Here is a 26,360-nt window from a genome sequence, read left to right on the forward strand (position 1 = left end):
TGCCCGGCGCCGTCAGCGCCGGCTACACGCGGGACGCCGTCTGGCTGCGCCTGGAAGTGGCGCGCGCGGCCGCCGCTCCCGATGAGTGGGTGCTGCGTTTCAGCAACGCCGTGCTCGACGACGTGCGGCTGTACCGCTGGGACGCGGCGGGCCACTGGGTCTTGCAGGAGGCGGGCGCCGATGTGGCGCGCGGCAACTGGCCCATCGACGCGCGCCAGGTGGTGTTTCCGCTGCGCCTGCAGGCGGACACGCCGCAGCGCTGGCTGGTGCGCCTGCACAGCAAGAAAGCCATGTCCACCGAGCTGACCTTGTTGCCCAGCGAAACCTTCGACGATGTGTCGCGCCGCGAATACCTGTATTACGGCTTGCAGTTCGGCAGCTATTTGCTGCTGATCCTGTTCCATATCTTTTTCTGGCGCATGACGCGCGAAGCCCACAGCGGCTGGTATCTGCTGTACGTGCTGACGAATGCCACGACGGAAGCGCTGACGATCGCCATTCCCCAGCAGATTTTCGCCATGCCGAACTGGCTGTCCGATCCCATGCTGGGCGTGTCGATGGCGATGTCCATCGCCGTCGGTGCGCGTTTTTCCACTTTGCAACTGGAACTGCCCGCCCTGTATCCGCGCTTCAGCCGCGTGGTGGTGGGCTTGACGGCCGCCGCCGCGCTGTGCGGCGCGCTGCTGGTGCTGCACGGCGACTATGCGGCTGGCGTGCTCGTCGTGCAGATGACGGCCTTGCCATTGATCGTGCTGTTCATCACCCTGGCCAGCTGGCTGGCGCTGCGCGGGCATCGGCCGGCGCGCGCCTTCCTGTTTATCTTCGGCATCTTTTATGCGGGCGTGGTGGTCAGTTTCCTGCGCAATATGGCCATCGTGCCGCCCAACTTCTGGACCAACCATGCGGCCACCCTGGGTGCCTTTGTGCACATGATGCTGATGAGTCTGCGCCTCAACCGCCGCTATGCCGAATTGCGTCGCGCCAAGGACCGGGCGCAAGCGGAAGCCGTCAGCGCCGTGCGCGCCCTGAATGAACGCCTGGAAGAGCAGGTGGCGCTGCGCACCGCGGCGCTGCGGCAGGAAATCGGCCGGCGCGCCGCGCTGGAAGGCGAATTGCGCGCCGCCCTGGAAGTGGAAACCCGCACCCGCGAAGAGCAGCAGGATTTCGTTGCCATGGTGTCGCATGAATTCCACACGCCCTTGGCCATCATCAATACCACGGCCCAGCAAATTGCCCGCAATACGGAAGCGCCGCGCGAGAAAACCCTGCAGCGCTGCCAGAACCTGCGCGAAGCCAGCGGCCGCATGACGGCGCTGGTGGATGAATACCTGAGCGCCGACCGCATGGAAACGAGCGCGGCAACCTTCCGCCCCCTGCCATGCGACTTGCGCGCCCTGCTGGCGGCCGTGCTGGCCGAATGGGCGCCCGGCCGCATCGAAGCGAGCGTGCAGGCGCTGCCAGACAGCGTCGTGGTGGATGCCAGCCTGCTGCGCGTGGCCCTGCGCAACCTGCTCAGCAATGCCGACCGGCACGCGCCGCAAGCCCTGGCCATCCGCGTGCAGGCGGGCATGCTCGATGACGGCCGCGTGCAGATTACCGTCAGCAACGAGGGTGAAGCGCTGCCCGCCGATGAAATCCCCCGCCTGTTCCAGAAATACTTCCGCGGCCGCATCGCCCAGCACAAACCCGGCGCCGGGCTGGGCCTGTACCTGGTACAGCGCATCGCCGAATTGCACGGCGGCCAGGTGATACTGGCCAGCGCCGGCAACAACGGCACCATCAGTTTCGCCCTGCGCCTGCCCGTCTGATCCACCGCATGCACCTGCGCATTCCCGACTAAATCAGTCGGGAATCGCTCAGGTTTGCTCAATTTTAAATTTCCCTGTTCTGATATCTTTCCGTTCAGAAATCTTTGTAGCTTTTTATAACGATTGTATTTAAAAAAGCAATAAACAGAGCCGCAAACGGACGCCGTCCACGCACAGCACAGGAAAACATGCACCGCAATCAATTCGCCAGCTACCGCACCGCCCCCTCCTTGTTCGCCCCGCGTACCTGACCCGCTCTTTCCCATTGCCCGTTTGCGCCAGCCCGGCCAAGCCCGCCGGCGCACGGGCGTATCCCCCATTCATCTCAACAAGGACATAGCATGCACCGTCACGGATCGTTGAACCATATCTACCGCCTCGTCTGGAGCCACGTCTTGAACGCCTGGGTCGCCGTCGCGGAAACCTCGCGCGGGCGCGGCAAGGGCAGCCGCCGCAAACTGGCCGCGGCGGCGGCCGCCATGACGGCACTGGCGCTGGGAGGACCGGCGCTGGCCGCGCCCACGGGCGGACAGGTGGTGGCTGGCACGGCCAGCATCAGCCAGCAGGGCGGCACCACCACCATCCGGCAGGACAGCCAACAGGCGGCGCTGAACTGGAACAGTTTTAACGTGGGCGCCCATGAAACCGTCAACTTCGTCCAGCCCTCGGCCAGCGCGCTGGCCGTCAACCGCATCTTCGACAGCAACGGCACGCAGATCCTCGGCAAGGTCAACGCGAATGGCCAGGTGTACCTGATCAATCCGAACGGCGTGCTGTTCGGCCACGGCGCGCAAGTCAATGTGGGCGGCCTGGTGGCCTCGACGCTCGACGTCGACAACGCCAGCCTGGGCGGCGCCAAGCATGCGTTTAGTGGCAATGGCACTGGCCGGGTCGTCAATGAAGGCACGCTGCGCGCGGCCGACGGCGGCTATATCGCCCTGCTGGGCCGGCAAGTGAGCAACCAGGGCAGCATTGCGGCCCGCCTGGGCACGGTCGCCCTGGGCGCCGGCAGCGCCGCCACCCTGAGCTTTGACGGTGCGCGCCTGCTGCAGTTGCAGATCGACCAAAGCACCCTGAACAACCTGGCCGAGAACGGCGGCCTGATCCGCGCCGATGGGGGCCAGGTGCTGATGAGCGCCGGCGCCCGCGATACGCTGCTGGCCAGCGTCGTCAACAACACGGGCGTCATCGAGGCGCGCGGCGTGGAACAGCGCGACGGCAGCATCATCCTGCTCGGCGGCATGGCCGCCGGCACCACCCACGTGGCCGGCACCCTGGATGCCAGCGCCCCCGCAGGCGGCAATGGCGGCTTCATCGAAACGAGCGCTGCCCACGTGAAGATCGGCAACGACGCCCGCATCAGCACGGCAGCACCGTCGGGCCGCGCCGGCACCTGGCTGATCGACCCCGTCGACTTCACCATCGCCGCCAGCGGCGGCGACATCAGCGGCGCCGTCCTGACGAACAATCTGCGCAACGGCAATGTGGTCATCCAGAGCACGCAAGGCAGCCACGGCACGGCGGGCGACGTGCATGTCAACGACCAGGTCAGCTGGTCCGCCAACCAGCTGACCCTGAACGCGCAGCGCAACATCAATATCAACGCCAACCTGAACGGTTCCGGCACGGCCAGCCTGGCGCTGGAGTACGGCCAGGGTGCTGCTGCCGCGGGCAACACGGCCGTGTATCAGCTGGGCAGCGGGGCGCAGGTGAACTTGCCCGCCGGACAAAACTTCAGCGCCAAACTGGGTGCGGATGGCGTGCGCGCCAACTACACGGTGATTACCGCCCTGGGAGCAGCCGGCAGCGTCACTGGCACTGACTTGCAAGGCATTAATGGCAAGCTGGATGGCAAATATGTGCTGGGCGCAAATATCGACGCCTCCGCCGCAGCCGGCTGGCAGGCCGGCTGGAGCGTTGGTTTCGCGCCACTCGGCGGCGACACGGGTTTTAGCGGCGTGTTCGATGGACTCGGCCACTCGATCAATCAACTCAGCATGCGAGCCTCGCGCAACCAGGGCAGCGGCCTGTTTTCCATCACCACCAAGGATGCCCTGATCCAGAATGTGGGCTTGAATGGCGGCAGTATCTGGGCCACGTATGTAGCCGGCGGCCTGGTCGGCACAAACGCGGGCACCATCCGCAACAGCTATGCTGCGCTCGACGTCGACAGCTACTCCGTCAGCGGCGGTCTGGTGGCGCGCAACAATGGCAGCATCGACAATAGCTACGCCACCGGCACCGTCAGGAGCCAGGCCCAGACAGGTGGCCTGGTCGGCAGCAACAACGGCAGCATCACCAACAGCTATGCCACGGGCAGCGTGGCGGGCCAGACTTATATTGGCGGCCTGATTGGCATCAACTGGGGCAGTGTCGACACCAGCTTCGCCACGGGCCGCCTGGTCCTCACCAGTGGCGGCAACGGCGTCGGCGGCCTGATTGGCAGTAATGCCTATTCCAACAAGGTCAGCAACAGTTTCTGGTCCATCAGCGGCACTGGCCAGGCCAGCTCGGATGGCGGCACTGGCTTGACGGATGCGCAAATGCGCACGGCCAGCAGTTTTACGGGATTCAATTTCACCACCACGCCTGGCGCGCCAGGCAACAACTGGGTGCTGGTCAGCGTGGACGGCGGCTTGAACAATGCGGGCGGCGCGGCCGGCGCCACGTATCCGATGCTGGCATCCGAATATGCGACCACCATCCAGAATGCCCACCAGCTGCAATTGATGGCCATGGCGCCGGATGCGGCATATGTGCTGGGCAGTAACATCAACGCGGCCGGTACGGCAGGCGGCAAGGATGTCTGGACAGCTGCCGGCTTCGTGCCCGTCGGCACCGAGGCGCACCCCTTCACGGGCAGCCTGGACGGCCGCGGCTACACCGTCAGCGGCCTGACCATCGACCGGCCGACGTACGATTACGTGGGTCTGATCGGCTACACGAACCCAGGCTCGCTCATCAGCAATATCGGCCTGCTGGACGGCAGCGTGAAGGGTAATTTCGCCGTCGGCGCGTTGGTCGGCTCGAACGCAGGCCTGGTCAGCAACAGCCATGCAAGCACCACGGTCAGCGGCGACAACAATGTCGGCGGCCTGGTGGGTGAAAACTACGGCGGCACCATCAGCGCCAGCCACGCCAGCGGCAAGGTCAGCGGCGTCGCGGACCGCGTAGGCGGCCTGGCTGGCAGCAACAGCGGCAGCGTCACTGGCAGCTATGCCACGGGCGACGCCAGCGGCTTGCGCAATGTCGGCGGCCTGGTGGGCGACAACCGCGGCTATGACGGCGCCATCGCCCAGGTCAGCGGCAGCTATGCCAGCGGCAATATCACGGCGGTCGAAGACAATGCTGGCGGACTGGTCGGCTACAACAAGAGCGGCACCATCGCCGACAGCTACGCCAGCGGCAAGGTCAGCGGCGACCGCGATGTGGGCGGCTTGCTCGGTTTTAGTTCCCGCGCCACCGATAGCGTCAGCAACAGCTACGCCACGGGCGAGGTGCAAGGCAATGCCAGCACGGGCGCGCTGGTCGGCAGCAATGCGGGCGTGATCAGCAACAGCTTTTGGAAGAATTCGCCAACGGCACCGGGCGTCGGCGAAAACGAGGGCACCTTGACCAATGTGCGGGGCTTGAGCGACGCAGAGCTGCGCTCGCCATCAAGCTTCGAAGGCTGGGACATGGCGACCAGCGGTGGCAGCCATGCCGTCTGGCGTATCTATGCAGGCCAGACCACGCCGCTGCTGCGCAGCTTCCTGACGGCCCTGACCATCAACGCCGACGCCATCAGCAAGACCTACGATGGCAAGAGCTACTCCGGCGGCTTGGTCAATGCCCGCTATTCGCTGGCCGGCGCCGCCGAATCCGGGAAAATACTCTACAGCAGCAATGGCCTGTATGGCGCCATGCGCGATGCCGGCAGCTATAACGCCCTGGACAATTACGCGTACTCCGGCCAGCAAGGTTATGACATCAAGATGATGGCCGGGCCGCTGACGATCCAGCGCGCCGTTATCACGCTCGATGGCACGCGCACCTATGACGCCAGCACCAGCATGGCTGCCGGCCAGTTGACCATGCACGGGCTGGTCAACGGCGAAAGTCTGTCCCTGTCCGGGAATGGCAGCCTCGATAACAAGAACGTCGGCGCAAACAAGCACGTCAACAACGGTAGCCTGACGCTGGCGGACGGCCAGGGTGGCCTGGCGGACAATTACACGCTGGAAGGTGGCCAGCACCGTGCCACCATCACCCAGGCCACGCTGACTGTGCAGGATGCGGGCGTGGCCAATAAAGTGTATGACGCCACGAACAGCGCCACCCTGACGGGCACGGCCAAGGTGCAGGCGCTGGGCAACGACCAGCTCAGCCTGACGGGCGGCAATGCGCATTTTGCTGACAAGAACGCGGGCAGCGCCAAAACCGTCACCCTCGGCGGCTTTGTCTTGCAGGGCGCCGATGCGGCCAACTATGTCCTCGTGCAACCGGGTCACGTGACGGCCGATATCAGCAAGGCCAGCGTCACCGTCGCCGGCGTGGGCGCCGCAAGCAAGGTGTATGACGCGACGACCGGCGCCACCTTGACGGGCAAGGCCACCGTGCAAGCGCTGGGCGGCGACCAGCTGAGCGTGGCCGGCGGCGTCGCCCGCTTTGCCGACAAGAACGCAGGCCAGGGCAAGACCGTCATCGTTGATGGCTACCGCCTGCAAGGCGCCGATGCAGCCAACTATGTGCTGGTGCAACCGGGCAAGGTTACGGCCGACATCGCCAAGGCCAGCGTCACTGTGACCGGCGTGGGTGCGGCAAGCAAAGTGTATGACGCCACCACCGGCGCCACCCTGACGGGCACGGCCAGCGTACTGGCGCTGGGCGATGACCAGTTGAGCGTGGCCGGCGGCAGCGCATCTTTTGCCGACAAGAACGCCGGCAGCGCCAAGACCGTCACCCTCGACGGCTTTGCCTTGCAAGGCGCCGATGCGGCCAACTATGTACTGGTGCAACCGAACAAGGTTACGGCCGACATCGCCAAGGCCAGCGTCACCGTCAGCGGCGTGGGCGCGGCAAACAAAATCTATGACGCCACCACCGGCGCCACCCTGACGGGCAAGGCCAGCGTGCTGGCACTGGGCGATGACCAGTTGAGCGTGGCCGGCGGCAGCGCATCCTTTGCCGACAAGAACGCCGGCAGCGCCAAGACCGTCACCCTCGACGGCTTTGCCTTGCAAGGCGCCGATGCGGCCAACTATGTGCTGGTGCAACCGGGCAAGGTCACGGCCGATATCGGCAAGGCCAGCGTCACCGTCAGCGGCGTGGGGGCGGCAAACAAAATCTATGACGCCACCACGGCCGCCACCCTGACGGGCACGGCCACCGTGCTGGCGCTGGCCGGCGATGAACTGCGCGTGGCGGGCGGCACCGCCCGCTTTGCCGACAAGCACGCCGGAACAGGCAAAACCGTTATCGTCGATGGCTACGCCTTGCAGGGTACAGACGCGGCCAACTATCAGCTCGTGCAGCCCGGCAACGTGAAGGCCGATATCGCCAAGGCCAGCTTGCTGTTGACGGCCACGGCCACCAGCCTGACGGGTGGCCGCACGCCAGAAGGGTTAAGCGGCAAGGTCAGCGGCCTGCTGGGCAGCGACACCCTGGCGGACGCCACCAGCGGCACCCTGGCCTGGACCAGTCCGGCCACGGCCAGCAGTCCGGCCGGCAACTACGCCATCACGGGTAGCGGCCTGGCTTCAAACGACTATGCCTTCGTGCAAGCCGAGGGCAATGCCGGCGCCCTGACCTTGAAGTCGGCCAGCCTGCCGCCGCCGGCCCAGGCTGCCGTGGTGCAACTGCAGGCGCAAGTGCTGGGCAGTGTAGCCGACACGCGTCCCGGCACGCTGTCCGCCGCGCCCACCATCACCGTCACGCAGACGGATGCGCCAGCCGACACGGGTGCCGCCGGCAATGCCATGCCAAACACCACCATGCAGATCGGCAGCCGCGGCCCGGCCCTGCAAGTCGTCCTGGGCGGCGTCAAGCTGCCCGCCAACATGCTCAACGTAAATCAATAACACTATGACTCATTCATCGATTCCGCGACACCTGATGCAACAACCATTGCTGTCCCTGCTGCTGCTGGCCTTTGCGCCGCTGGCGGCTGCCCAGACCACCCCGGTCGTGCCCGACGCGGGCACCATCCTGCGCCAGTTGCAACCGGCCACGCCCGCCAATACTTCCCCCGGTGCGCCGGCGCTGCGCATCGAGCAGAAAGAGGGCGCGCCGCTGCCTGCCAGCGCGCCATTTTCCGTCACGCGCATCGAGATCGCCGGCAACAGCGCGTTCGATACGGCCACCTTGCAGGCGCTCGTCGCCGACGCCCAAGGCACGACGGTGTCGCTGGAGCAGCTGGGAGAACTGGCTGCCCGCATCACCAGCTATTACCGGCTCAACGGCTATCCGCTGGCGCGCGCCATCGTACCCGCCCAGACCATCCGCCAGGGCGCCGTGCGCATCGAGGTACTCGAAGCGCGCTACGGCCAGGTGGGCATCGACAACCGCAGCGATGTCAGCGATGCCTTGCTGCACGCCACCCTGGCACCGCTGCAAACGGGCCAGACCATCAGCCAGGCAGAACTCGACCGCAGCTTGCTGCTGTTGTCCGACGTGCCGAATGTCGCCATCACGGCCACGCTCAAGCCCGGCGCCGAGGTGGGCGGCTCCGACCTGCTGGTCCATGCCTGGTCCGGTCCGCGCGTGGCGGGCGCTGCCTTCCTCGACAACAATGGCAACCGCTACACGGGACGCGCCCGCCTTGGTGCCACCGTGTACCTGTACAACCCGCTGCACCAGGGCGACGTGGCCAGCGCCAGCGTGCTCAGTTCGGGCAAGGGCATGTCGTATGCGCGTCTCGGCTATGACCTGCTGCTGAACGGCGCCGGCACGCGCGCCGGGGTGGCCCTGTCCGCCCTGCGCTACCGCCTGGAAGGCGCCATGCAGCCGCTGCATGCACATGGTACGGCCCAGGTCGCCAGTGGCTGGCTGCGCCATCCGCTGCTGCGCAGCCGCGAGGCCAATATGTCGATCCAGCTGCAATACGACCAGGTGCACTTGCGCGACCGCATCGACGCCAGCGCCATGCGCAGCGACCGCCGCCTGGATAACTTGAGCGCCACCCTCGGTGGCGACGTGCGCGATGCCTCCCTGGCCGGCGCCATCACCAGCTGGAGCGTGGCCGCGACGGCTGGCAAGCTCGACATCAGCGACCCGCTGGCACGCCTGAACGACGCCTTCAGCGCACGCAGCCATGGCAATTACGCGAAATGGAATGTCAACCTGTCGCGCCTGCAAAACCTGGACCAGCGCAACGCCGTGTACCTGGCCTTCGCGGGGCAGTGGGCGGACAGCAACCTCGATTCATCCGAAAAGATGAGCGTGGGGGGCCCGTACACGGTGCGCGCCTATGACGTGGGCGCGGCCGCTGGCGACCTCGGCTATTTTGGCAGCGCGGAATGGCGGCATGAGCTCAGCGCCAGCGACGCGGGACAGTGGCAAGCCGTGGCCTTCGTCGACAGCGCGCGCGTGACGGTGAACCAGCAGCGCTGGACGCCAGGCCCGAACAGCGCGCGCCTGCACGGCGCCGGGCTGGGCGTGAACTGGGCTGGCGGGCAGCAATGGAATGCGCGCGCATACGTCGCCAAGCCCATCGGCAGCACGCCCGTCCTGCTGGCCTCGCGCAGTTCCGCCCGCCTGTGGGTGGAACTCAATCGCCGCTTCTGATGCGGCAATGACAGCCGGAAGCCGGTTTCCGGCTGTCATTTGATACAGCGCAAGACTTATCCACCAGCTTTCCACTAGCTATGCAGCGCTTTTCCACAGGCTTACCCACAGCATGAGCAGGGATGCTCACGGCAAAAACATAGTTATCCCCACTTGTACCCACGCTATCCAGCGCTTATCCGCAGGCTTACGCACAGACTTATCCACAATACGCGGGTAAACGCCATTGCGGCCATCGCAGCGGCTTGAGATCCGCAGGAAATGGATGGACAGGTGCATGACAGGCGACATTGACACATTTACCAACAGCTTATGCGCAGGCTTGCGCACAGGCTTATCCGCCACTTGTGCAGTGGCTTGCCCACAGAGTTATCCACATAAAAAAAGGCAGGCCACGTGGCCTGCCTGAGCGCAAGGATGGAAGTCGCGCTTACTTCTTGATTTTGACGGGACGCGTCCAGCCCTCGATGGTCACCTGGCGCGCACGCGACACGGTCAGCTTGCCTGCCGGCGCGTCTTTCGACAAGGTCGTGCCGGCGCCCAGGGTGGCGCCCTTGCCGACGGTGACGGGCGCGATCAGCTGGCTGTCGCTGCCGATGAAAGCATCGTCTTCGATGACCGTGCGGAATTTATTCACGCCATCGTAGTTGCAGGTGATCGTGCCGGCGCCGATGTTGACCTTCGAGCCGATGGTGGCGTCGCCGATGTAGGCCAGGTGGTTGGCCTTGCTGTGCGCGGCGACCTGGCTGTTTTTCACTTCGACGAAGTTGCCGATATGCACGTCTTCCGCCAGCACGGTGCCCGGGCGCAGGCGCGCGTACGGGCCGATGATGGAAGCGGCGCCGACGACGGCATCCTCGATATGACAGAAGGGCTTGATGTGCGCGCCAGCCGCCAGCGTGGCGTTGATGATGACGTTGTGGGCGCCCACGCGCACGCCATCGCCCAGTTCCACCCGGCCTTCGAACACGCAGCCCACGTCGATGGTGACATCGCGGCCGCAGATCAGTTCCCCACGCACATCGATGCGGGCCGGATCGAGCAGGGTCACGCCCCGTTCCAGCAGCGCTTGCGCGATATTGTTCTGGTGGATGCGTTCCAATTGCGCCAGTTGCACCTTGCTGTTGACGCCCGCCACTTCCCACACGGCAGCCGGGTGGGCCGAGGTGACGGCCACGCCATCGGCCACGGCCTGGGCGACGATATCGGTCAGATAATATTCCCCTTGGGCATTGTCATTCGACAAGGCCGACAGCCATTGCTTCAGCTGCACGGTGGGCGCGACCATGATGCCGCTGTTGATCTCCTTGATGGTGCGCTCTTCCGGCGTGGCATCCTTTTCCTCGACGATGCGCACGATGGCGCCGTTGTCGCGCACGATGCGGCCCAGGCCGAAAGGATCGTCCTGTTCCACGGTCAGGATGGCCAGCTTGTCCTTGCCGGCCGCCTGCACCAGCTGCTGCAGGGAGGCGGCGCTGGTCAGCGGCACGTCGCCGTACAGGATCAGGGTCGGCACGGAGTCATCCAGCAAGGACAGCGATTGCTGCACGGCATGGCCCGTTCCCAGCTGCTGCGCCTGCTCGGCAGCGTCGATCTGCACGGCATGGTTCACCTTGTAGCCGTCGAGCAACTTCAGCACCGCTGCGCCCCCATGCCCGTAAATCACGCATAATCGGGACGGCGCCAGGGTGCGCGCCGTATCGATCACATGCGACAGCAGCGGCTTGCCAGCCAGCGGGTGCAGTACTTTGGGCAGGGCCGACTGCATGCGTTTCCCCATACCGGCGGCGAGAATGACAACGTTCATAGACCGTAATTTTTATAAGTTAAGAATATGAAAAAGTTTAACACGCAGGCCCCGTCTTCCACGCCCTTTAGCCGGTTTACTTATGCCGTGCTGGCCCTCCTGCTGGTCGTCATGGCCGGCTGCAGCGGCTTGCGCCTGGCCTACAACAACGGCGATACCGTGCTGTACTGGTGGCTGAACGCGTACGTCGACCTGGACCGCGACCAGAAGGGCTGGGTGCGCGAAGACATCGACAAGCTGTTTGACTGGCACCGCAAGACGCAATTGAAGGATTACGTGGAAATCCTGCGCACGGGCCAGAAGCAGCTGCAGGGCAATATCACGCAAGCGGACCTGATGGCTGACTACGGCGAGATCAAGCAGCGCACCGAGGCGCTGCTGCTGAAGGCGGCACCCGAGCTGGCCGACCTGGCCCGCTCGCTCAAGCCCGAGCAGATCGCGCAGATGGAAAAGAAGTTCAAGTCGAACAATGACGATTACAGCAAGAAATACCTGAGCGGCGACCAGGACAAGCGCCAGAAGCTGCGCTACAAGAAAGCCATGGAACAATTCGAACTGTGGTTCGGCAGCTTCAGCAGCGAGCAGGAAGCCATCATACGCAAGGCGTCCGACGCGCGTCCGCTGAACAATGAGATCTGGCTCGACGAACGCATGCGGCGCCAGCAGAACGTGTTGAACCTGGTCAAGAAAATCCACCAGGAAAAACTCGGCAAGGAAGCCAGCGTGACCTTGATCAACACCCTGATCAAGGACAGTTTCGAGCGCCTCGAGCATTCCGAGCGCAAGGCCTTTTTTGACAGCTATGAAGCGAGCACGGCGCAAATGGTCTTGACGGTGATCAAGATCGCCACGCCCGCGCAAAAAGCCCACGCCATCAAGCGCATGCAGGGCTGGATCGACGATTTCAATTCGCTCGCCAGCGCGCCCAAATAGGCGCACGTGAACAGCAGCGCCAGCCGGGGGTCTGGCGCTGGGCGAGGGGGCCATATGCTATAGTGGCCGCCATCGAATCGAAGAAATCCCCATGCAAAAAAAGATTAAAAAACCCGCCAAAGTCCCCGTCCACCACGCGCCGCCACCGAACCAGGTGCGCATCATCGGCGGCCAGTGGAAGCGCTCCGTGCTGCCTGTTTTGCAGGCACTGGGCTTGCGTCCCACGCCGGACCGCGTGCGCGAAACCGTGTTCAACTGGATCAACCACTTGCGCGACGGCGACTGGGCCAATGCCCAGGTGCTGGACCTGTTTGCCGGCAGCGGCGCACTGGGCTTCGAGGCGGCCAGCCGCGGCGCGGCGTCCGTCACCATGGTCGACACGCATACGCCCGTGATCCGCCAGCTGGAAGAGAACAAGGCAAAATTGCGCGCCGACAACGTGCAACTGCTGCGCGGCGACGCGTTGCTGACGGCACAAGGCCTGGCATCGCGGGGCCAGCGTTTCGACCTGATCTTCCTCGACCCGCCGTACCAGCAGGATTTCCTGGCGAAAGCCTTGCCGCTGTGCGCCAACCTGCTCAAGGAAGGCGGCATGGTGTACGCGGAATCGGGCTTGCCGCTGGTCTTCGACGAAGCCAGCGCCCTGGAAAAACCCGAGTGGATGGCGCCGTGGGAAGTCATCCGCGCCGACAAAGCGGGCACCGTTTATTATCATTTGCTAACTTACAACAAAGTGCCGGCAACTGCCTGAATCTGCCTATAAATGAGGCAAAAAGGCTCCCTGACCCGAGGCGTCGCACCAAGGTGGTCACCAATTTCAGGCATAATGCGCGTCTATATTGGTGCATCATCAGGGAGCCGCAATGGTTGTAGCCGTTTATCCAGGAACATTCGATCCGCTCACGCGCGGTCATGAAGATTTGGTGCGCCGCGCATCGGGTCTGTTTGACAAGCTGATCGTCGGTGTGGCCGACAGCAAGAACAAGCAACCGTTTTTCTCGCTCGACGAACGCCTGGAAATCGCCAACGAAGTGCTGGGCCACTATCCGAATGTGCAAGTGGAAAGCTTTTCCGGCCTGCTCAAGGATTTCGTGCGCAAGCACGAAGCGCGGGTCATCGTGCGCGGCTTGCGCGCCGTCTCCGATTTCGAATACGAATTCCAGATGGCGGGCATGAACCGCTACCTGCTGCCCGATGTCGAAACCATGTTCCTGACGCCGTCCGACCAGTACCAGTTCATTTCGGGCACCATCGTGCGCGAAATCGCGGCGCTGGGCGGCGACGTCTCCAAGTTTGTCTTCCCCTCGGTGAACCGCTGGCTGCAAAACAAGATTGCCGCCAACGCTGCCTCATCGCAATAAGTAAGAGTGAAATCATGGCATTACTGATCACCGACGAATGCATCAATTGCGACATTTGCGAGCCCGAGTGCCCGAATGACGCAATCTACATGGGCGCGGAAATCTACGAAATCGATCCCAACAAGTGCACCGAATGCGTGGGCCACTTTGACGAGCCGCAATGCCAGCAAGTGTGCCCCGTCAGCTGCATCCCCTTCAATCCCGCCTGGCGCGAAAGCCCGGAGCAATTGATGGCCAAGTACGAACGCCTGCAGGCGGAACTGCCCGCTTCCAAAGTCTAAGCGTTTCTCCCACGCCACTTCCGGGCCACGTCTGCGTGGCGCCAGCTTCTGCCAACTGTTCTACACTGTGTGCTCGCTGTTCCGCAGCACATGGTTATCCACGGAGGTAGAAGATGCAAATAAGCACATCCCGTTTGATCCGTTCGCTGGCGGCCGCCTGCGTATGCGGCGCCCTGGCGCAGCCCGCCATGGCCGTCGACGTGGGCGGCGTCAAGCTGGACGATACGGTGCAGCTGGCCAGCCGCGAATTGAAACTCAACGGCGCCGGCGTGCGCTACAAGGTCATCTTCAAGGTCTACACGATCGCGCTGTACCTGCCGGAAAAGAAAACCCAGCTGGCCGACATCCTGGCGCTGCCCGGCCCCCGCCGCCTCGAGATCGTCATGCTGCGCGACGTCACCTCCGACGAGCTGGGACAAGCTTTCATGCAGGGCTTGAAGCGCAGTTCCGACCAGGCCGACCGCACGCGCCTGCTGAGCCAGACGATGCAGTTCGGCGCCATGTTCGAAATGGTGCCGGGCCTGAAAAAGGGCGACATTCTCACCGTGGACTGGCTGCCGGAAGAGGGAACCTTGTGCAGGCTAAACGGCAAACAGGTGGGCGACACGGTGCCGGACCTGGCTTTTTATAATGCGCTGCTGAAAATCTGGATCGGCGCCCATCCGGCCGACACCTTGCTGCGCGCACATTTGCTGGGCGACATGGCGTAATCGGCTGGCGGCAGACGTAAAAAAAGCCGGCGCAGGCCGGCTTGGTGTTTTGCAACAGTTGATCGCTCAGGCGCGCGTCGACAGGGCGCGCAATTCGGCCGCATTGCTCGGCGACACGCCATCCATCTTGCCCAGGGTACGCTTCAAGGCTTGCGCTTCGCGCATCTGCTGGCGCGCCAGGCGCTCTTCGCGGCTCAGCTTGGGGCGCACCACCAGCACCATGGCGCGGGCGATGCCCACCAGCAAAGGCTTGAACAGCAGGGCGAATGCGCCCACGGCCACGATCACCAGCACGAGTTGCAGGGCGTTGAGCAGGGAAATCTCCAGCACGGGTGCGGATACTGCGTATAGGGCGGAGGCGAAGGTAGACATACTGTTCCAGTGCATTATAGAATTTGCCAGTACTATAGTGCAGTGCAACATATAAATCTAATTCCATTTCTTGATACCAATTATATGAATCGTGAATGGAAAACTGTAATATTTTTTTACGAGTGAAAATATTCGTGCCCGGCGCGGTTTACACTCTTAAGTAATCAATTCAACTTTTATCTTGGGCTTTCCATGAGTTTTCTGACGCTGGATCTGAACTTGCTGCGCGTTTTCGACGCCGTCATGACGGAACAAAACCTGACGCGCGCAGCCGGCCACCTGGCGATGACGCAGCCGGCGGTATCGAACGCCATCAAACGCCTGCGCGAAAGCCTCGGTGACGAATTGCTGATCCGCACGGCATATGGCGTGAAACCCACGCCCCGTGCCGAGGCGCTGTGGCCATCCGTGCGCTCGGCCCTGGCCAGCCTGGAAGCGGCCGTCACGCCGGAAACCTTCGACGTATCGAAAACGCATGCCACGTTCCGCATGGCCATGGCCGATGCGACTGCCGCGTTCTGGCTGCCTTCGCTGATGCGCTCGATCGAACGGGAAGCGCCCGGCGTCAACGTGCGCATGATGCCGCTGACCACGCGCGAACCGCGGCCCATGCTGCTGCGCGGCGATATCGACCTGGCCGTGGGCTTCTTTCCCGGCGTGGCGGCGCAATTGTCCAGCGAAACGGGTTCGCCCATCCGCCACGAGCGCCTGTATTCCGGCAAGTATGTGTGCGTGATGCGGCGCGGCCATCCGCTGGCCAACAAGGAGTTGACCTTGGATAACTATTGCGCGGCGAATCATCTGTTGGTGAGCTTTTCCGGCCGCGCCCATGGCTTGATCGACGAGGCGCTGTCGCAGATCCACCGCGAACGGCGCATCTTGTTGACGGTCAACCAATTCTTCACGGCCGGTCGCGTGGTGGCCAATTCCGACCTGATCACCGTCTTGCCGCGCCATCTGATCGCCTCGACGGGCATGACGGAATCCTTGCTGTACAAGGACTTGCCGCTGACCCTGCCGGCCGTCCACCTGGACATGCTGTGGCACGAGCGCGATGCGCGCAGCCCCGCCCACAAATGGCTGCGCAATCACCTGGAAAGCATGAACACGCCCACCTTGCGCACGGCCACGGCGGCGGGCGGCGGCGTGGCGCCGAAGCCGCATATCGAGTAAGCCACATCGAGTAACTCTAGCCGGCTCAAAAAAAACGCCTGATGTCTCATCAGGCGTTTTTTTTATGCATGGCTGCTGGAGCGATATCCGACCCGGAAACCGCCCCAGTGCTTGCCGTCGACATGGATGGGCACGGACAAATCGTGCATGACTTCGCCCGTGTCGCGTTTATACGTCTGCAACAGGAAGGGCTTGGTGTTGCTGCCGCAGCGCGCGCCCGTGCGGTCGCTGAAAATGCGCTTGGTGCGGTTATTGACGATATCGGTGGCGTAATCGCCCGTCAGCGGCTGGGAAAATTTCTTGTTGTGCGTTGGAAAATAGCCATTGTTGTCGACGGCGCCCGCATACGCCAGGTGGGGCAGGGCGGCCAGCACGCCTTCCTGCAGGTCCGGCAGCACCTTGTCCGTAAACGCGTCGAATTTCGTGTTGTGCTTGGGCGGATTGGTGTTCGGGATGGGCCGGTAGTGGCGGTCGAACAGGGCTTCGCGCGTGATGCGGCCGGACGCGATGGCTTGTTCGAACAGTTTCCCCACTTCACGCGCGGCGCGCTGGGCCGCCTCGCGGATCTCGTCGTGCGGCGTGGCCACGCTCGACTCGCCCAGGGCGCTGGCAATCACTTCGGCCCGCTCGGCCAGGGCCATGGCCGACTGCGTGGCGCGCGGCAATTCGCTGTTCGTCGACAACATGCTGTCGCGGATTTGCAGGATGGCGTCGGCAATGACTTGCGTCGTGTCGACGTGTTCGCGCGAGGCGCGGGCGATTTGCCCGATCTCGTCTTCCGACACGCCCGACGATTCCTCGATATGGCTGAGCGAGGCATGCACGCTTTCCACATTGCGCGCCGCTTCCGTCACGCCGGCCGCGAGCGAACTCATGCCGCGCGCCGCTTTTTCCGACTGTTCATTGATTTCGCGCACCATCACGCTGATTTCATCGGAGGCTTCCTTGGTGCGCTGCGCCAATTGCCGCACTTCCCCCGCCACCACGGCAAAGCCGCGCCCATGTTCGCCGGCGCGCGCCGCCTCGATGGCGGCGTTCAGCGCCAGCAAGTTGGTGCGCGCGGAAATATCGGAAATGGCCTCCGTGAAACCGGTGATGCGCTTGGATTTGTCCTGCAGGCTCAGCATGGTGCTGGAGGCGCCTTGCGCTTCCTCGCGGGCGTGGTTGATGCGGCGCAGGCCCTGATCCACTTCGGCGCGCGCCGCCACGCTTTCCACGCGCACGCCGGCGGCCACCTTGGCGGCCCGTTCCGCATTGGCGGCAATCTTTTCCGTCATCGCGGCATTTTGTGCGGAACTGTCGGCAATGTCGCTGGCCGTGCGCACGTCAAGTTCCACCTTCTGTTTGACGGAATCGACAAAATACGAGGTTTCCGCCGCGCCGATCATGATGGCATCGATGGCATTGCCCACCGTGTCGGCGAACTGGTGCAAGCCGGGCTCGCCGCGCGGGCGGCCGGCAAACGCCAGCAGCGCGGCGCCGATGGCGGCAGCCACGCAGGCGATCAGGTAGGGATGGTCGCCGCCCGACAGCAGCAGCAGATAGGCCAGGCAACAGGCCACGGCCATGGCCAGGATCGTGAATACAAAGAAACGCACCAGCTGATGCTGCAACTGCTTCATTTGTCCCCCGCTGCGCGAACCCGTCACGCCCCCGCAGGGACGTGCCGTAACCGTATGCGGGTGGGCACGATTGCCCACTTTGCACCCTGAACGTCCCGTCTGCGCGGCGTTTCAGGCGGCTACCGGATAGCAGAATTGTAGTTCTACCCTACAACATTTGTTCCGATAGCTCAATCAGAAAAGTGGGGCGGCTACACCAGGGTCACTTAATCGGCAATTTGGTCGTGTTTTTGACCTCTTCCATGACGGCATAAGTGTGGGTTTCCCGCACACCTTTCTGCAACAGGGTCTTGCCCAGGAATTCGCGGTAGGCGGCCATGTCCTTGACGCGCGCCTTGACCAGATAATCGAAGCCGCCCGCCACCATATGACATTCCAGTACCTCTGGAATGATTTGTACGCTATGCTTGAAGGCATCGAACACTTCCGGTGTCGTGCGATCGAGCACGACTTCGATGAACACCAGCAGCGACACGTCGAGCAGCTGCGGGTTCAACTGGGCCGTATAGCCCATGATGTAGCCGGATTCGTGCAACTTGCGCACGCGCTCCAGGCAGGCGGCCGGCGACAGATTTACGCGCGCGGCCAGCTCCACATTGCTGATGCGTCCATCGCTCTGCAATTCCATCAAGATTTTCTTACTGATCTTGTCCAGCATTCCTATCACCCCCAAATTAATATTATTTGGTTAAATTGTCGCATCAAAAACTATCTATTGCTAGTCCCCTGTATTACCAGAATTAATCCATAAGAATCCCCTTTACAATCGAATCATCTTAACGTCCGACTTTCTGTATTTTTTTGCACCAAAAAAGAGCAAGAATTACGTCAGTTTTCGTCCCCTTTTTCCTTGTAAAGAGTACTTATGCACCCTGCTGGCCCTTCGGCTTTTACCCCGATTCCTTTCGCTGCGCTCCAGGCAGAAATCCTGCCCGAAGCGACACCACAACGCGCCGCCGTCACGGCCGCCTATAGGCGCGATGAGGTTTCCGCCGTGCAGTGGCTGTTGCAGCAAGTGCGCGCCAGCAGCACCGAAACGACGGCCGAGGGACAAGCCCTGGCGCACCGCCTGGTCTCGAACGTGCGCCAAAAACGCACGCGCGCGTCCGGCGTCGATGCATTGATGCACGAGTTCTCGCTGTCGTCGGAAGAGGGTGTTGCATTGATGTGTCTGGCTGAAGCGCTGTTGCGTATACCCGACAGTCAAACGGCCGACCGTTTAATTGCCGACAAAATCAGCAAGGGCGACTGGCGCAAGCATCTGGGCGAATCGCCGTCGCTGTTCGTCAATGCCGCCACCTGGGGCTTGCTGATCACGGGCAAACTGGTCAGTACCAGCAGCGAATCGGGCCTCGGCTCGGCCATGACCAAGCTCATCGCCAAGGGCGGCGAACCGCTGATCCGCAAGGGCGTCGACCTGGCCATGCGCATGCTGGGCAACCAGTTCGTGACGGGCCAGACCATCGAAGAAGCGTTGAAAAACAGCCGCGACAATGAAACGCGCGGCTACCGCTATTCGTACGACATGCTGGGCGAGGCGGCCCTGACGCAGCAGGATGCGGCCAACTACTACGCTTCGTACGAAACGGCGATCCATGCCATCGGCAAGGCGTCGAACGGCCGCGGCATCCGCAACGGCCCCGGCATTTCCGTGAAACTGTCGGCCCTGCACGCGCGCTACAGCCGCGCCCAGCGCGCCCGTGTCATGGAAGAATTGCTGCCGAAAATCAAGGCACTGCTGTTGCTGGCAAAACAGTACAACATCGGCTTCAACATCGATGCGGAAGAGACGGACCGCCTGGAACTGTCGCTGGACCTGATGGAAGCACTTGCCTTTGATACCGATTTGGCCGGCTTCGACGGCATCGGCTACGTGGTGCAGGCGTACCAGAAGCGCTGCCCGTTCGCCATCGATTTCCTGATCGACCTGGCGCGCCGCAGCGGCCGCAAGTTCATGGTGCGCCTGGTCAAGGGCGCGTATTGGGATGCGGAAGTCAAACGCGCGCAAGTCGATGGCCAGGAAGGCTATCCCGTCTACACGCGCAAGGTCTACACGGACGTTTCCTACCTCGTGTGCGCGCAAAAACTGCTCGACGCCAGCAGCCTGATCTATCCACAGTTTGCCACGCACAACGCGCAAACCCTGTCGACCATCTATACGTGGGCGAAACGCGACGGCATCACCGACTACGAATTCCAGTGCCTGCACGGCATGGGCGAGACCCTGTACGACCAGGTCGTCGGCCCCGACAACCTGGACAAGCCGTGCCGCATCTACGCGCCCGTCGGCTCGCATGAAACGCTGCTGGCCTACCTGGTGCGCCGCCTGCTGGAAAACGGCGCCAACTCCTCGTTCGTCAACCAGATCGTCGACGAAAGCGTGGCCATCGATAGCCTGATCCGCGATCCCCTGGAGCAAGCGCGCCTGCAGGGCGGCTTGCCGCACCCGTCGATTCCGCTGCCGCTGGACATGTTTGGCAGCGAACGCAAGAACTCGGCCGGCCTGGACCTGTCGAATGAAGACACCTTGCGCACCCTGGCCGCGGGCCTGGCGCAGCAGCAGGCATGGCAGGCAGCGCCGCTGATCGATGGTGCCGTCAGCCTGAATGGCCCCACGCACATGCTGCACAATCCGGCCCAGCACGACGATGTCGTGGGCAAGGTCATGGAAGCCGGTCCGGCCGACGTGGAAACGGCCCTGGCCAGCGCCAGCGCCTACGCCATGGACTGGCAGACGACGGAACCGTCGATCCGCGCACAAGCGTTATTGCGCGCGGCCGACCTGTTCGAAGAACACCATATCGAGCTGATGGCCCTGGCCGTACGCGAAGCGGGCAAGTCCCTGCCGAACGCGATCGCGGAAATCCGCGAAGCCGTCGACTTCCTGCGCTACTACGCGGCGCAGGTGCAACACGCGCCGAACACCCTGGCGCTCGGCCCCGTCACCTGCATCAGCCCGTGGAATTTCCCATTGGCCATCTTTACGGGCCAGCTGGCCGCCGCCCTGGCGGCAGGCAACGTGGTGCTGGCCAAGCCGGCCGAGCAAACGCCGCTGATCGCCCACCGCGCCGTGCAATTGCTGCATGAAGCGGGCGTGCCGCGCGGCGCGCTGCAGTTCCTGCCCGGCAGCGGCGAAGTCGTGGGCGCCGGCCTGTGCAATGACGCGCGCGTCAAGGGCGTGATTTTCACGGGCTCGACGGAAGTGGCGCAATTGATCAACCGCAACCTGGCTGCGCGCGCCGTGGCCGAAGGCATCGACATTCCCCTGATCGCCGAAACGGGCGGCCAGAATGCGCTGATCGTCGATTCGTCCGCCTTGCCGGAACAAGTGGTGCAGGACGTGATGTCGTCGGCCTTCGACAGCGCCGGCCAGCGCTGCTCGGCCTTGCGCGTGCTGTTCCTGCAAACGGAAATCGCCGACAAGACCATCCACATGCTCAAGGGCGCCATGCAGGAATTGCGCGTTGGCAATCCTGACCGCCTGGCCACGGATATCGGTCCCGTCATCGATGCGGAAGCGCAAGGCAATCTGCTGGCGCACATCAACAAGATGAAAACCATGGCCATCGACCACTATTCGCTCGATTTGCCCACCGTCAAAGGCACGTTTGTCGCTCCGACCGTGCTGGAAATCAAGTCGCTGGCGCAATTGACGCAGGAAGTCTTCGGCCCCGTGCTGCACGTGATCCGCTACAAGCGGGCCGAACTGCCGCAACTGGTGCAATCGATCAACGACAGCGGTTACGGCTTGACCCTGGGCATCCATACGCGCATCGATGAAACCATCGATTTCATCACCAAGCGCGCGCACGTGGGCAATATCTATGTGAACCGCAACATCGTGGGCGCCGTCGTCGGCGTGCAGCCGTTCGGCGGCGAAGGCAAATCCGGCACCGGTCCCAAGGCGGGCGGTCCCCTGTACCTGAAACGCCTGCAGCGCAATGCGCCGGCCGGCGCGCAGCACCAGCGCCAGGCGGCGCCGGCACTCGATGCGCTGACCGTGTGGGCGAAGATGCATGGCCACGACAAGGTCGAGCAGCTGGCACAGGACTATGCACGCACGACCTTGCTGGGCAGCACCACCATCTTGCCAGGCCCGACGGGCGAGCGCAATACCCTGAGCTTTGCCGCGCGCGGCACGATTCTGTGCGCGGCGGCGACTGCGGGCACGCTGATGAACCAGCTGGCCGCCGTATTGGCCACCGGTAACCAGGCCCTGGTGCTGGCGCAATCGGCGGATGTGATTCCCGGCGACTTGCCGGCGGCGCTGAAGGACCGCATCCAGGTCATCAGCAGCCTGGAATCCATCAAGCATGATTTCCAGATCGCCATGATCGAACCGAGTCTCGATGGCCAGCTCAAGCCGCTGCTGGCGGCCCGGGAAGGGGCCCTGGTGGGCACCATCGCCACCACGCAAGAGGGAGCCATCCCCCTGTGGCGCCTGGTCGCTGAGCGGGCGCTGTGCGTGAATACGACGGCAGCGGGCGGGAATGCCAGCCTGATGATGCTCAGCGTCTAAAATATAAGCAGCTGTTGCATGTAAAAAGGGCAGAACCAGTGGTTCTGCCCTTTTTTTATGCACGCTGGAATAAAAAATCAGCCGGCCAGGCGCTGACACAGTTGCTGAATGACGGTAAACGCGTACGGCGAGGCGACGGTCTGCACGAAACGCATGAAGTCGATGGCCGCCTCTTCGTTGGCGTTGTCGGAAATGGTGCGCATGACGGTAAACGGCACGCCCAGTTCAAAACACACTTGCGCCACGGCCGCGCCTTCCATCTCGACGGCCAGCAGGTCGGGAATATCTTCTTTCAGCTGGTTCACATGCGCGGCGCTGCCGATGAACTGGTCGCCGCTGGCGATCAGGCCCCGGTGCACTTGCGCGTGCTGCAAGCCGAATTCCGCGATATCGGCCACCTTGAGCACGCTGGAAACATCGTCGCGCAGGAAATCGGCGGCGGCGGCAGCCAGTTGCGTGCTCAGTTCCAGATCCGTGGCAAAGCGCTGCAAGCCCGTCAGCGGTACTTCGAAGCGGGGAAACAGGGGGCGCGCATCCATATCGTGCTGCAGCAGCGCTTCGGCCACCACGATATCGCCGACTTTCACGCGTTTATCCCCACTGCCGGCCACGCCGGTGAAGACGATGTGGGTAACTCCGTACTTTTCCACAAGGATAGAAGCTGTCATGGCAGCAGCAACCTTGCCCAGACGCGACAGGACGCACACAGCGTCGATATTCCACAGGGTTCCCAGGGTGTAGTCGCGCATGCCGTGCGAACGCCTCTGGGGGCCTTGCATGGCTTCTACGAGCCCCTGCTGTTCTTCGTGCAAGGCACTGATGATGCCTAAACGCATTTTTTTGGGTGAATTCATGCTGTTTTTACAGGTTTTGGGGATTGCCAGACGGTGTATACGGTGAAAACAGCCGTTTCGGCGACTTTTCCACCGTTCGCGTTGGTCTCTGTGTTTTAAATAAAGATATATACATAAAAATAGTAGTGATAGTAAACGGCCATTCTTTTGTGGATAAGTCGGTATACCGTATAAAAATCATCGACTTGGCGCACAAAAAAGTAGGCGCACAAGCATTGTATCTACGGAGGACTTGTTTGGGATAAAAATCGGCTTGTGGACAAAGATCGACTTTTCCCACATCTCATCCTGTGGATATGCAGGCACTTATCCACAGCAGCAAGCAAAAATCACGGATTTTCTTGCTGTCGTGGCATGTTTGACGTGCTTTGCCTATCGCTATCGTTGTCCGGCAACCGACCTTGAGCGACCACGAGCGCGGTTCTTGTACGGACGTGCGCGTTCAAGCGATTCCTGGAAGACGGTTTGGCAGTGGGTCTGACTGTTGCCGTTGGCTTTTTTTTTTGACGTTTTTTGCATGCTTTTTTGAAATATCCCCGGACTTCCGCTTTTTTTGTCGGTTTACAATAGATCTATATATAAAAATAGTAGTAATAGTAAACGCGTTTTTTTCTGTGGATAAGTCGCTTTTTTTCAACAGGATCAATCGTTTACGCGCAAAATAAAGCGTGCATAATCGCTGTATCACGCGAGGAGCAAAATTGTATAAAATGCGGGCCTGCGCATAACTTCGTGTTTACTCACAAGTCATCCTGTGGATATCAAGTGACTTATCCACAATCGTTGTAAATTTCCCCTCTTTTCGATGTCGAACGGCTTGCCGGCACTGTGCCTGCTCAAGCCTGTTGACGCTTCCCTTTTGCAAAACGGTTTGGCAGTGCTGTGCGCGTGTTGTTGGCCGTGCCGGTTTTCGTCGCTCAGTTGTTGGCCCCATTTTTTTTTTAAGCGGTCAACGTTGCTTGCCGTTCTTTTTGAAGACAGCTTGAAGACAGACCCGCGAATGCTCTCGACGGGCAAGGGCAGGCAAAGTGCGCGTTGTCGGGTTTACCTTAACAAGTTCGTATACAAGAATAGTAATAGTAGTTAACGGCGCCTTCTTCTGTGGATAAGTCCCGATTTATCCTTGTAAACAATTGCTTGGCGTGCGGATAAGCGCTGAGTAAGGGTTGTATCTGCCGGGGATGGTTTTGGGATAAAAAAAGGCGTCCCAAAAAATTTTTGTTTACGCACATATCGTCCCTGTGGATATCCATACGGTTATCCACAGCTTGAGGCCCTGTTTGGCGCTGTTTTTAACCTCATCCTGGATGCTGGCCCGTGTCGCTGGCCACGATTAATGTCGCCCTGGCCCGGCACTGGTGGTAATCTCGATGTGGCTCAGCAGCCATGCATGCATGAAAAAAGACAGACTCTGGTAGCGGGACGCGGTGGGGAGACACACGGCGCGACAGCTTGATGGCATACCGAAAGGAGCTTCATTGGAATCGGCAGGCGAATTCGACTACATCATCGTGGGCGGCGGCACGGCAGGTTGCGTGCTGGCCAACCGGCTCACACGCGACAAGGACGCCAGCGTTTTACTCGTGGAAGCGGGCGGCAAGGACGATTACGTGTGGATCCATATCCCCGTCGGCTATCTGCATTGCATCGGCAATCCCCGTACGGACTGGCTGTATGCTACGCAGGCGGATGCGGGCCTGGGCGGACGCAGCCTGATGTATCCGCGCGGAAAAGTCCTGGGCGGCAGCTCGTCCATCAACGGCATGATCTATATGCGGGGCCAGGCCGGCGACTATGACCACTGGGCCGACCTGACGGATGACGCATCGTGGCGCTGGGACAAGGTCTTGCCGCTCTTTAAACAAAGCGAGGATTACTACGGCGGCGCCTCGGAAAACCATGGCGTGGGTGGCGAATGGCGCGTGGAAAAGCAGCGGCTGTCGTGGGATATCCTGAACGCGTTCCGCGATGCGGCGCAGCAGGTCGGCATTCCGAAAACCAGCGATTTCAATGGCGGCGACAATGGCGGCAGCGCATATTTCGACGTCAACCAGCGCCGCGGCATCCGCTGGAATACCTCGAAAGCGTTCTTGAAACCGGCGTCGCGGCGCCCGAACCTGACCATCATGACGGGTTGCCACGTGGAACGTCTGTTGCTGGAAACGACGGAAGCGGGACCCCGCTGCGCGGGCATCGTGTTTACGGGCGGCGGCACGCAGTGGCAGGCAACGGCCCGGCGGGAAACCCTGCTGACGGCGGGCGCCATCGGCTCGCCCCAGTTGCTGCAACTGTCCGGCATAGGCCCGGCCGCCTTGCTGCAGCAGCACGGCATCGCGCCCGTGCTGGATGCTGCTGGCGTGGGCGGCAATCTGCAGGATCATTTACAGCTGCGCATGGTTTTTAAAGTGCAGGGCGTCAAGACCTTGAACGTGATGGCCAGCAATATCGTGGGCAAGATGCAGATCGGCTTGCAATATGCGCTGTTCCAGAGCGGACCCATGTCGATGGCGCCGTCGCAGCTTGGCGCATTTGCCAAGTCCGATCCCCAGCAAGCCACGCCGAACCTGCAATACCACGTGCAGCCGCTGTCGCTGGATAAATTCGGCGAACCGCTGCATGCGTTTCCCGCCTTTACGGCCAGCGTCTGCAATCTGCGCCCCACCTCGCGCGGCCACGTGCAGATCGCCTCGGCCGACAGCTATGCGGCGCCGAACATCGTGCCCAACTATCTCAGTACGCCGCAGGACCGCAAGATAGCGGCCGACGCCCTGCGCCTGACGCGCTCCATCGTTGCCGCGCCGGCGCTCAAGCGGTTTGCGCCGCAGGAGTACAAGCCCGGCGTGCAGTTCCAGACGGAGGAAGAACTGGCGCAGGCGGCCAGCCAGATCGGCACCACCATCTTTCATCCGGTGGGCACTTGCCGCATGGGCGTGGCCGGCGATCCGTCCAGCGTTGTCGACAGCACCTTGCGCGTGATCGGCGTGGCGGGTTTACGCGTCGTCGACGCTTCCATCATGCCGTACATTACTTCTGGTAATACAAACTCGCCCACCGTGATGATCGCGGAAAAAGCGGCGCAAATGATACACGCGGCCTGGAAATAGCTGGGCAAAGCCGCGAGTTTGCGCCATTCGGGCGAGCGAAAAATCCCCGTAG

At 62.3% G+C, this 26,360-nt stretch carries 16 protein-coding genes; 11 read left to right on the plus strand and 5 right to left on the minus strand.

From position 1 onward, the window contains the following. The 3 genes from GCN75_RS19025 to GCN75_RS19035 form a co-directional block, all read left to right on the plus strand. A partial coding sequence (locus GCN75_RS19025) for a sensor histidine kinase (protein WP_152283833.1) occupies positions 1 to 1,808 on the plus strand: 1,808 nt, incomplete at its 5' end. 341 nt (positions 1,809 to 2,149) lie between these two features. After that, complete coding sequence (locus tag GCN75_RS19030) at positions 2,150 to 7,867, plus strand: YDG domain-containing protein (protein ID WP_152283834.1); 5,718 nt, start codon at positions 2,150 to 2,152, stop codon at positions 7,865 to 7,867. A gap of 34 nt (positions 7,868 to 7,901) precedes the next feature. Further along, a complete protein-coding gene (locus tag GCN75_RS19035) occupies positions 7,902 to 9,572 on the plus strand; it encodes a ShlB/FhaC/HecB family hemolysin secretion/activation protein (protein WP_226941464.1) in 1,671 nt (556 codons plus the stop codon). A gap of 430 nt (positions 9,573 to 10,002) precedes the next feature. Here the strand turns inward: GCN75_RS19035 and glmU are convergent, their stop codons facing one another. Continuing rightward, positions 10,003 to 11,379 carry a bifunctional UDP-N-acetylglucosamine diphosphorylase/glucosamine-1-phosphate N-acetyltransferase GlmU gene (glmU, locus tag GCN75_RS19040; RefSeq protein WP_152283836.1) on the minus strand — a complete coding sequence of 459 codons (1,377 nt, stop codon included), beginning with the start codon at positions 11,377 to 11,379 and terminating at the stop codon, positions 10,003 to 10,005. A gap of 27 nt (positions 11,380 to 11,406) precedes the next feature. Between glmU and GCN75_RS19045 the strand changes: the two genes are divergently transcribed. The 5 genes from GCN75_RS19045 to GCN75_RS19065 all read left to right on the plus strand — a co-directional run bounded on the left by GCN75_RS19045 (position 11,407) and on the right by GCN75_RS19065 (position 14,664). Next, entirely contained in the window at positions 11,407 to 12,312 is a 906-nt protein-coding gene (locus tag GCN75_RS19045) for a DUF6279 family lipoprotein (protein WP_193317564.1), read from the plus strand. A gap of 91 nt (positions 12,313 to 12,403) precedes the next feature. Further along, complete coding sequence (gene rsmD, locus GCN75_RS19050) at positions 12,404 to 13,063, plus strand: 16S rRNA (guanine(966)-N(2))-methyltransferase RsmD (protein WP_152283837.1); 660 nt, start codon at positions 12,404 to 12,406, stop codon at positions 13,061 to 13,063. Between the two features lie 112 nt (positions 13,064 to 13,175). Continuing rightward, on the plus strand, positions 13,176 to 13,673 hold the full coding sequence (gene coaD / locus GCN75_RS19055) for a pantetheine-phosphate adenylyltransferase (protein ID WP_034752633.1): 498 nt from the start codon (positions 13,176 to 13,178) through the stop codon (positions 13,671 to 13,673). A gap of 14 nt (positions 13,674 to 13,687) precedes the next feature. Beyond that, the gene (locus GCN75_RS19060; RefSeq protein WP_152257799.1) at positions 13,688 to 13,954 is read left to right on the plus strand and encodes a YfhL family 4Fe-4S dicluster ferredoxin; all 267 of its coding nucleotides are present in this window, start codon (positions 13,688 to 13,690) and stop codon (positions 13,952 to 13,954) included. A gap of 113 nt (positions 13,955 to 14,067) precedes the next feature. Further along, on the plus strand, positions 14,068 to 14,664 hold the full coding sequence (locus tag GCN75_RS19065; protein WP_152283838.1) for a chalcone isomerase family protein: 597 nt from the start codon (positions 14,068 to 14,070) through the stop codon (positions 14,662 to 14,664). A 66-nt stretch (positions 14,665 to 14,730) separates the two neighbouring features. Here the strand turns inward: GCN75_RS19065 and GCN75_RS19070 are convergent, their stop codons facing one another. Then, the gene (locus GCN75_RS19070) at positions 14,731 to 15,036 is read right to left on the minus strand and encodes a hypothetical protein (protein ID WP_101483346.1); all 306 of its coding nucleotides are present in this window, start codon (positions 15,034 to 15,036) and stop codon (positions 14,731 to 14,733) included. Between the two features lie 192 nt (positions 15,037 to 15,228). Here GCN75_RS19070 and GCN75_RS19075 point away from each other — a divergent pair, with 192 nt between their 5' ends. Continuing rightward, complete coding sequence (locus tag GCN75_RS19075) at positions 15,229 to 16,209, plus strand: LysR family transcriptional regulator (protein WP_152283839.1); 981 nt, start codon at positions 15,229 to 15,231, stop codon at positions 16,207 to 16,209. A gap of 62 nt (positions 16,210 to 16,271) precedes the next feature. On the opposite strand, the gene GCN75_RS19080 is transcribed toward GCN75_RS19075, so the two are convergent. Then, positions 16,272 to 17,831 carry a methyl-accepting chemotaxis protein gene (locus tag GCN75_RS19080; protein ID WP_152283840.1) on the minus strand — a complete coding sequence of 520 codons (1,560 nt, stop codon included), beginning with the start codon at positions 17,829 to 17,831 and terminating at the stop codon, positions 16,272 to 16,274. A 202-nt stretch (positions 17,832 to 18,033) separates the two neighbouring features. After that, positions 18,034 to 18,489 carry an Lrp/AsnC ligand binding domain-containing protein gene (locus GCN75_RS19085; protein ID WP_010393827.1) on the minus strand — a complete coding sequence of 152 codons (456 nt, stop codon included), beginning with the start codon at positions 18,487 to 18,489 and terminating at the stop codon, positions 18,034 to 18,036. 207 nt (positions 18,490 to 18,696) lie between these two features. Between GCN75_RS19085 and putA the strand changes: the two genes are divergently transcribed. After that, positions 18,697 to 22,350: a trifunctional transcriptional regulator/proline dehydrogenase/L-glutamate gamma-semialdehyde dehydrogenase gene (gene putA, locus GCN75_RS19090; RefSeq protein ID WP_152283841.1), complete on the plus strand. Its 3,654-nt coding sequence runs from the start codon at positions 18,697 to 18,699 to the stop codon at positions 22,348 to 22,350. A 77-nt stretch (positions 22,351 to 22,427) separates the two neighbouring features. Here putA and GCN75_RS19095 read toward each other — a convergent pair whose 3' ends face one another. Then, positions 22,428 to 23,204, minus strand: coding sequence for a 5'-methylthioadenosine/adenosylhomocysteine nucleosidase (locus GCN75_RS19095; protein WP_152283842.1), 777 nt, complete (start codon positions 23,202 to 23,204; stop codon positions 22,428 to 22,430). A 1,478-nt stretch (positions 23,205 to 24,682) separates the two neighbouring features. Between GCN75_RS19095 and GCN75_RS19100 the strand changes: the two genes are divergently transcribed. Next, a complete protein-coding gene (locus tag GCN75_RS19100) occupies positions 24,683 to 26,308 on the plus strand; it encodes a GMC family oxidoreductase (RefSeq protein ID WP_152283843.1) in 1,626 nt (541 codons plus the stop codon). Positions 26,309 to 26,360 lie beyond the last annotated feature (52 nt).

The sequence above is a fragment of the Janthinobacterium violaceinigrum genome (assembly GCF_009208555.1).
Classification (GTDB): domain Bacteria; phylum Pseudomonadota; class Gammaproteobacteria; order Burkholderiales; family Burkholderiaceae_D; genus Janthinobacterium; species Janthinobacterium violaceinigrum.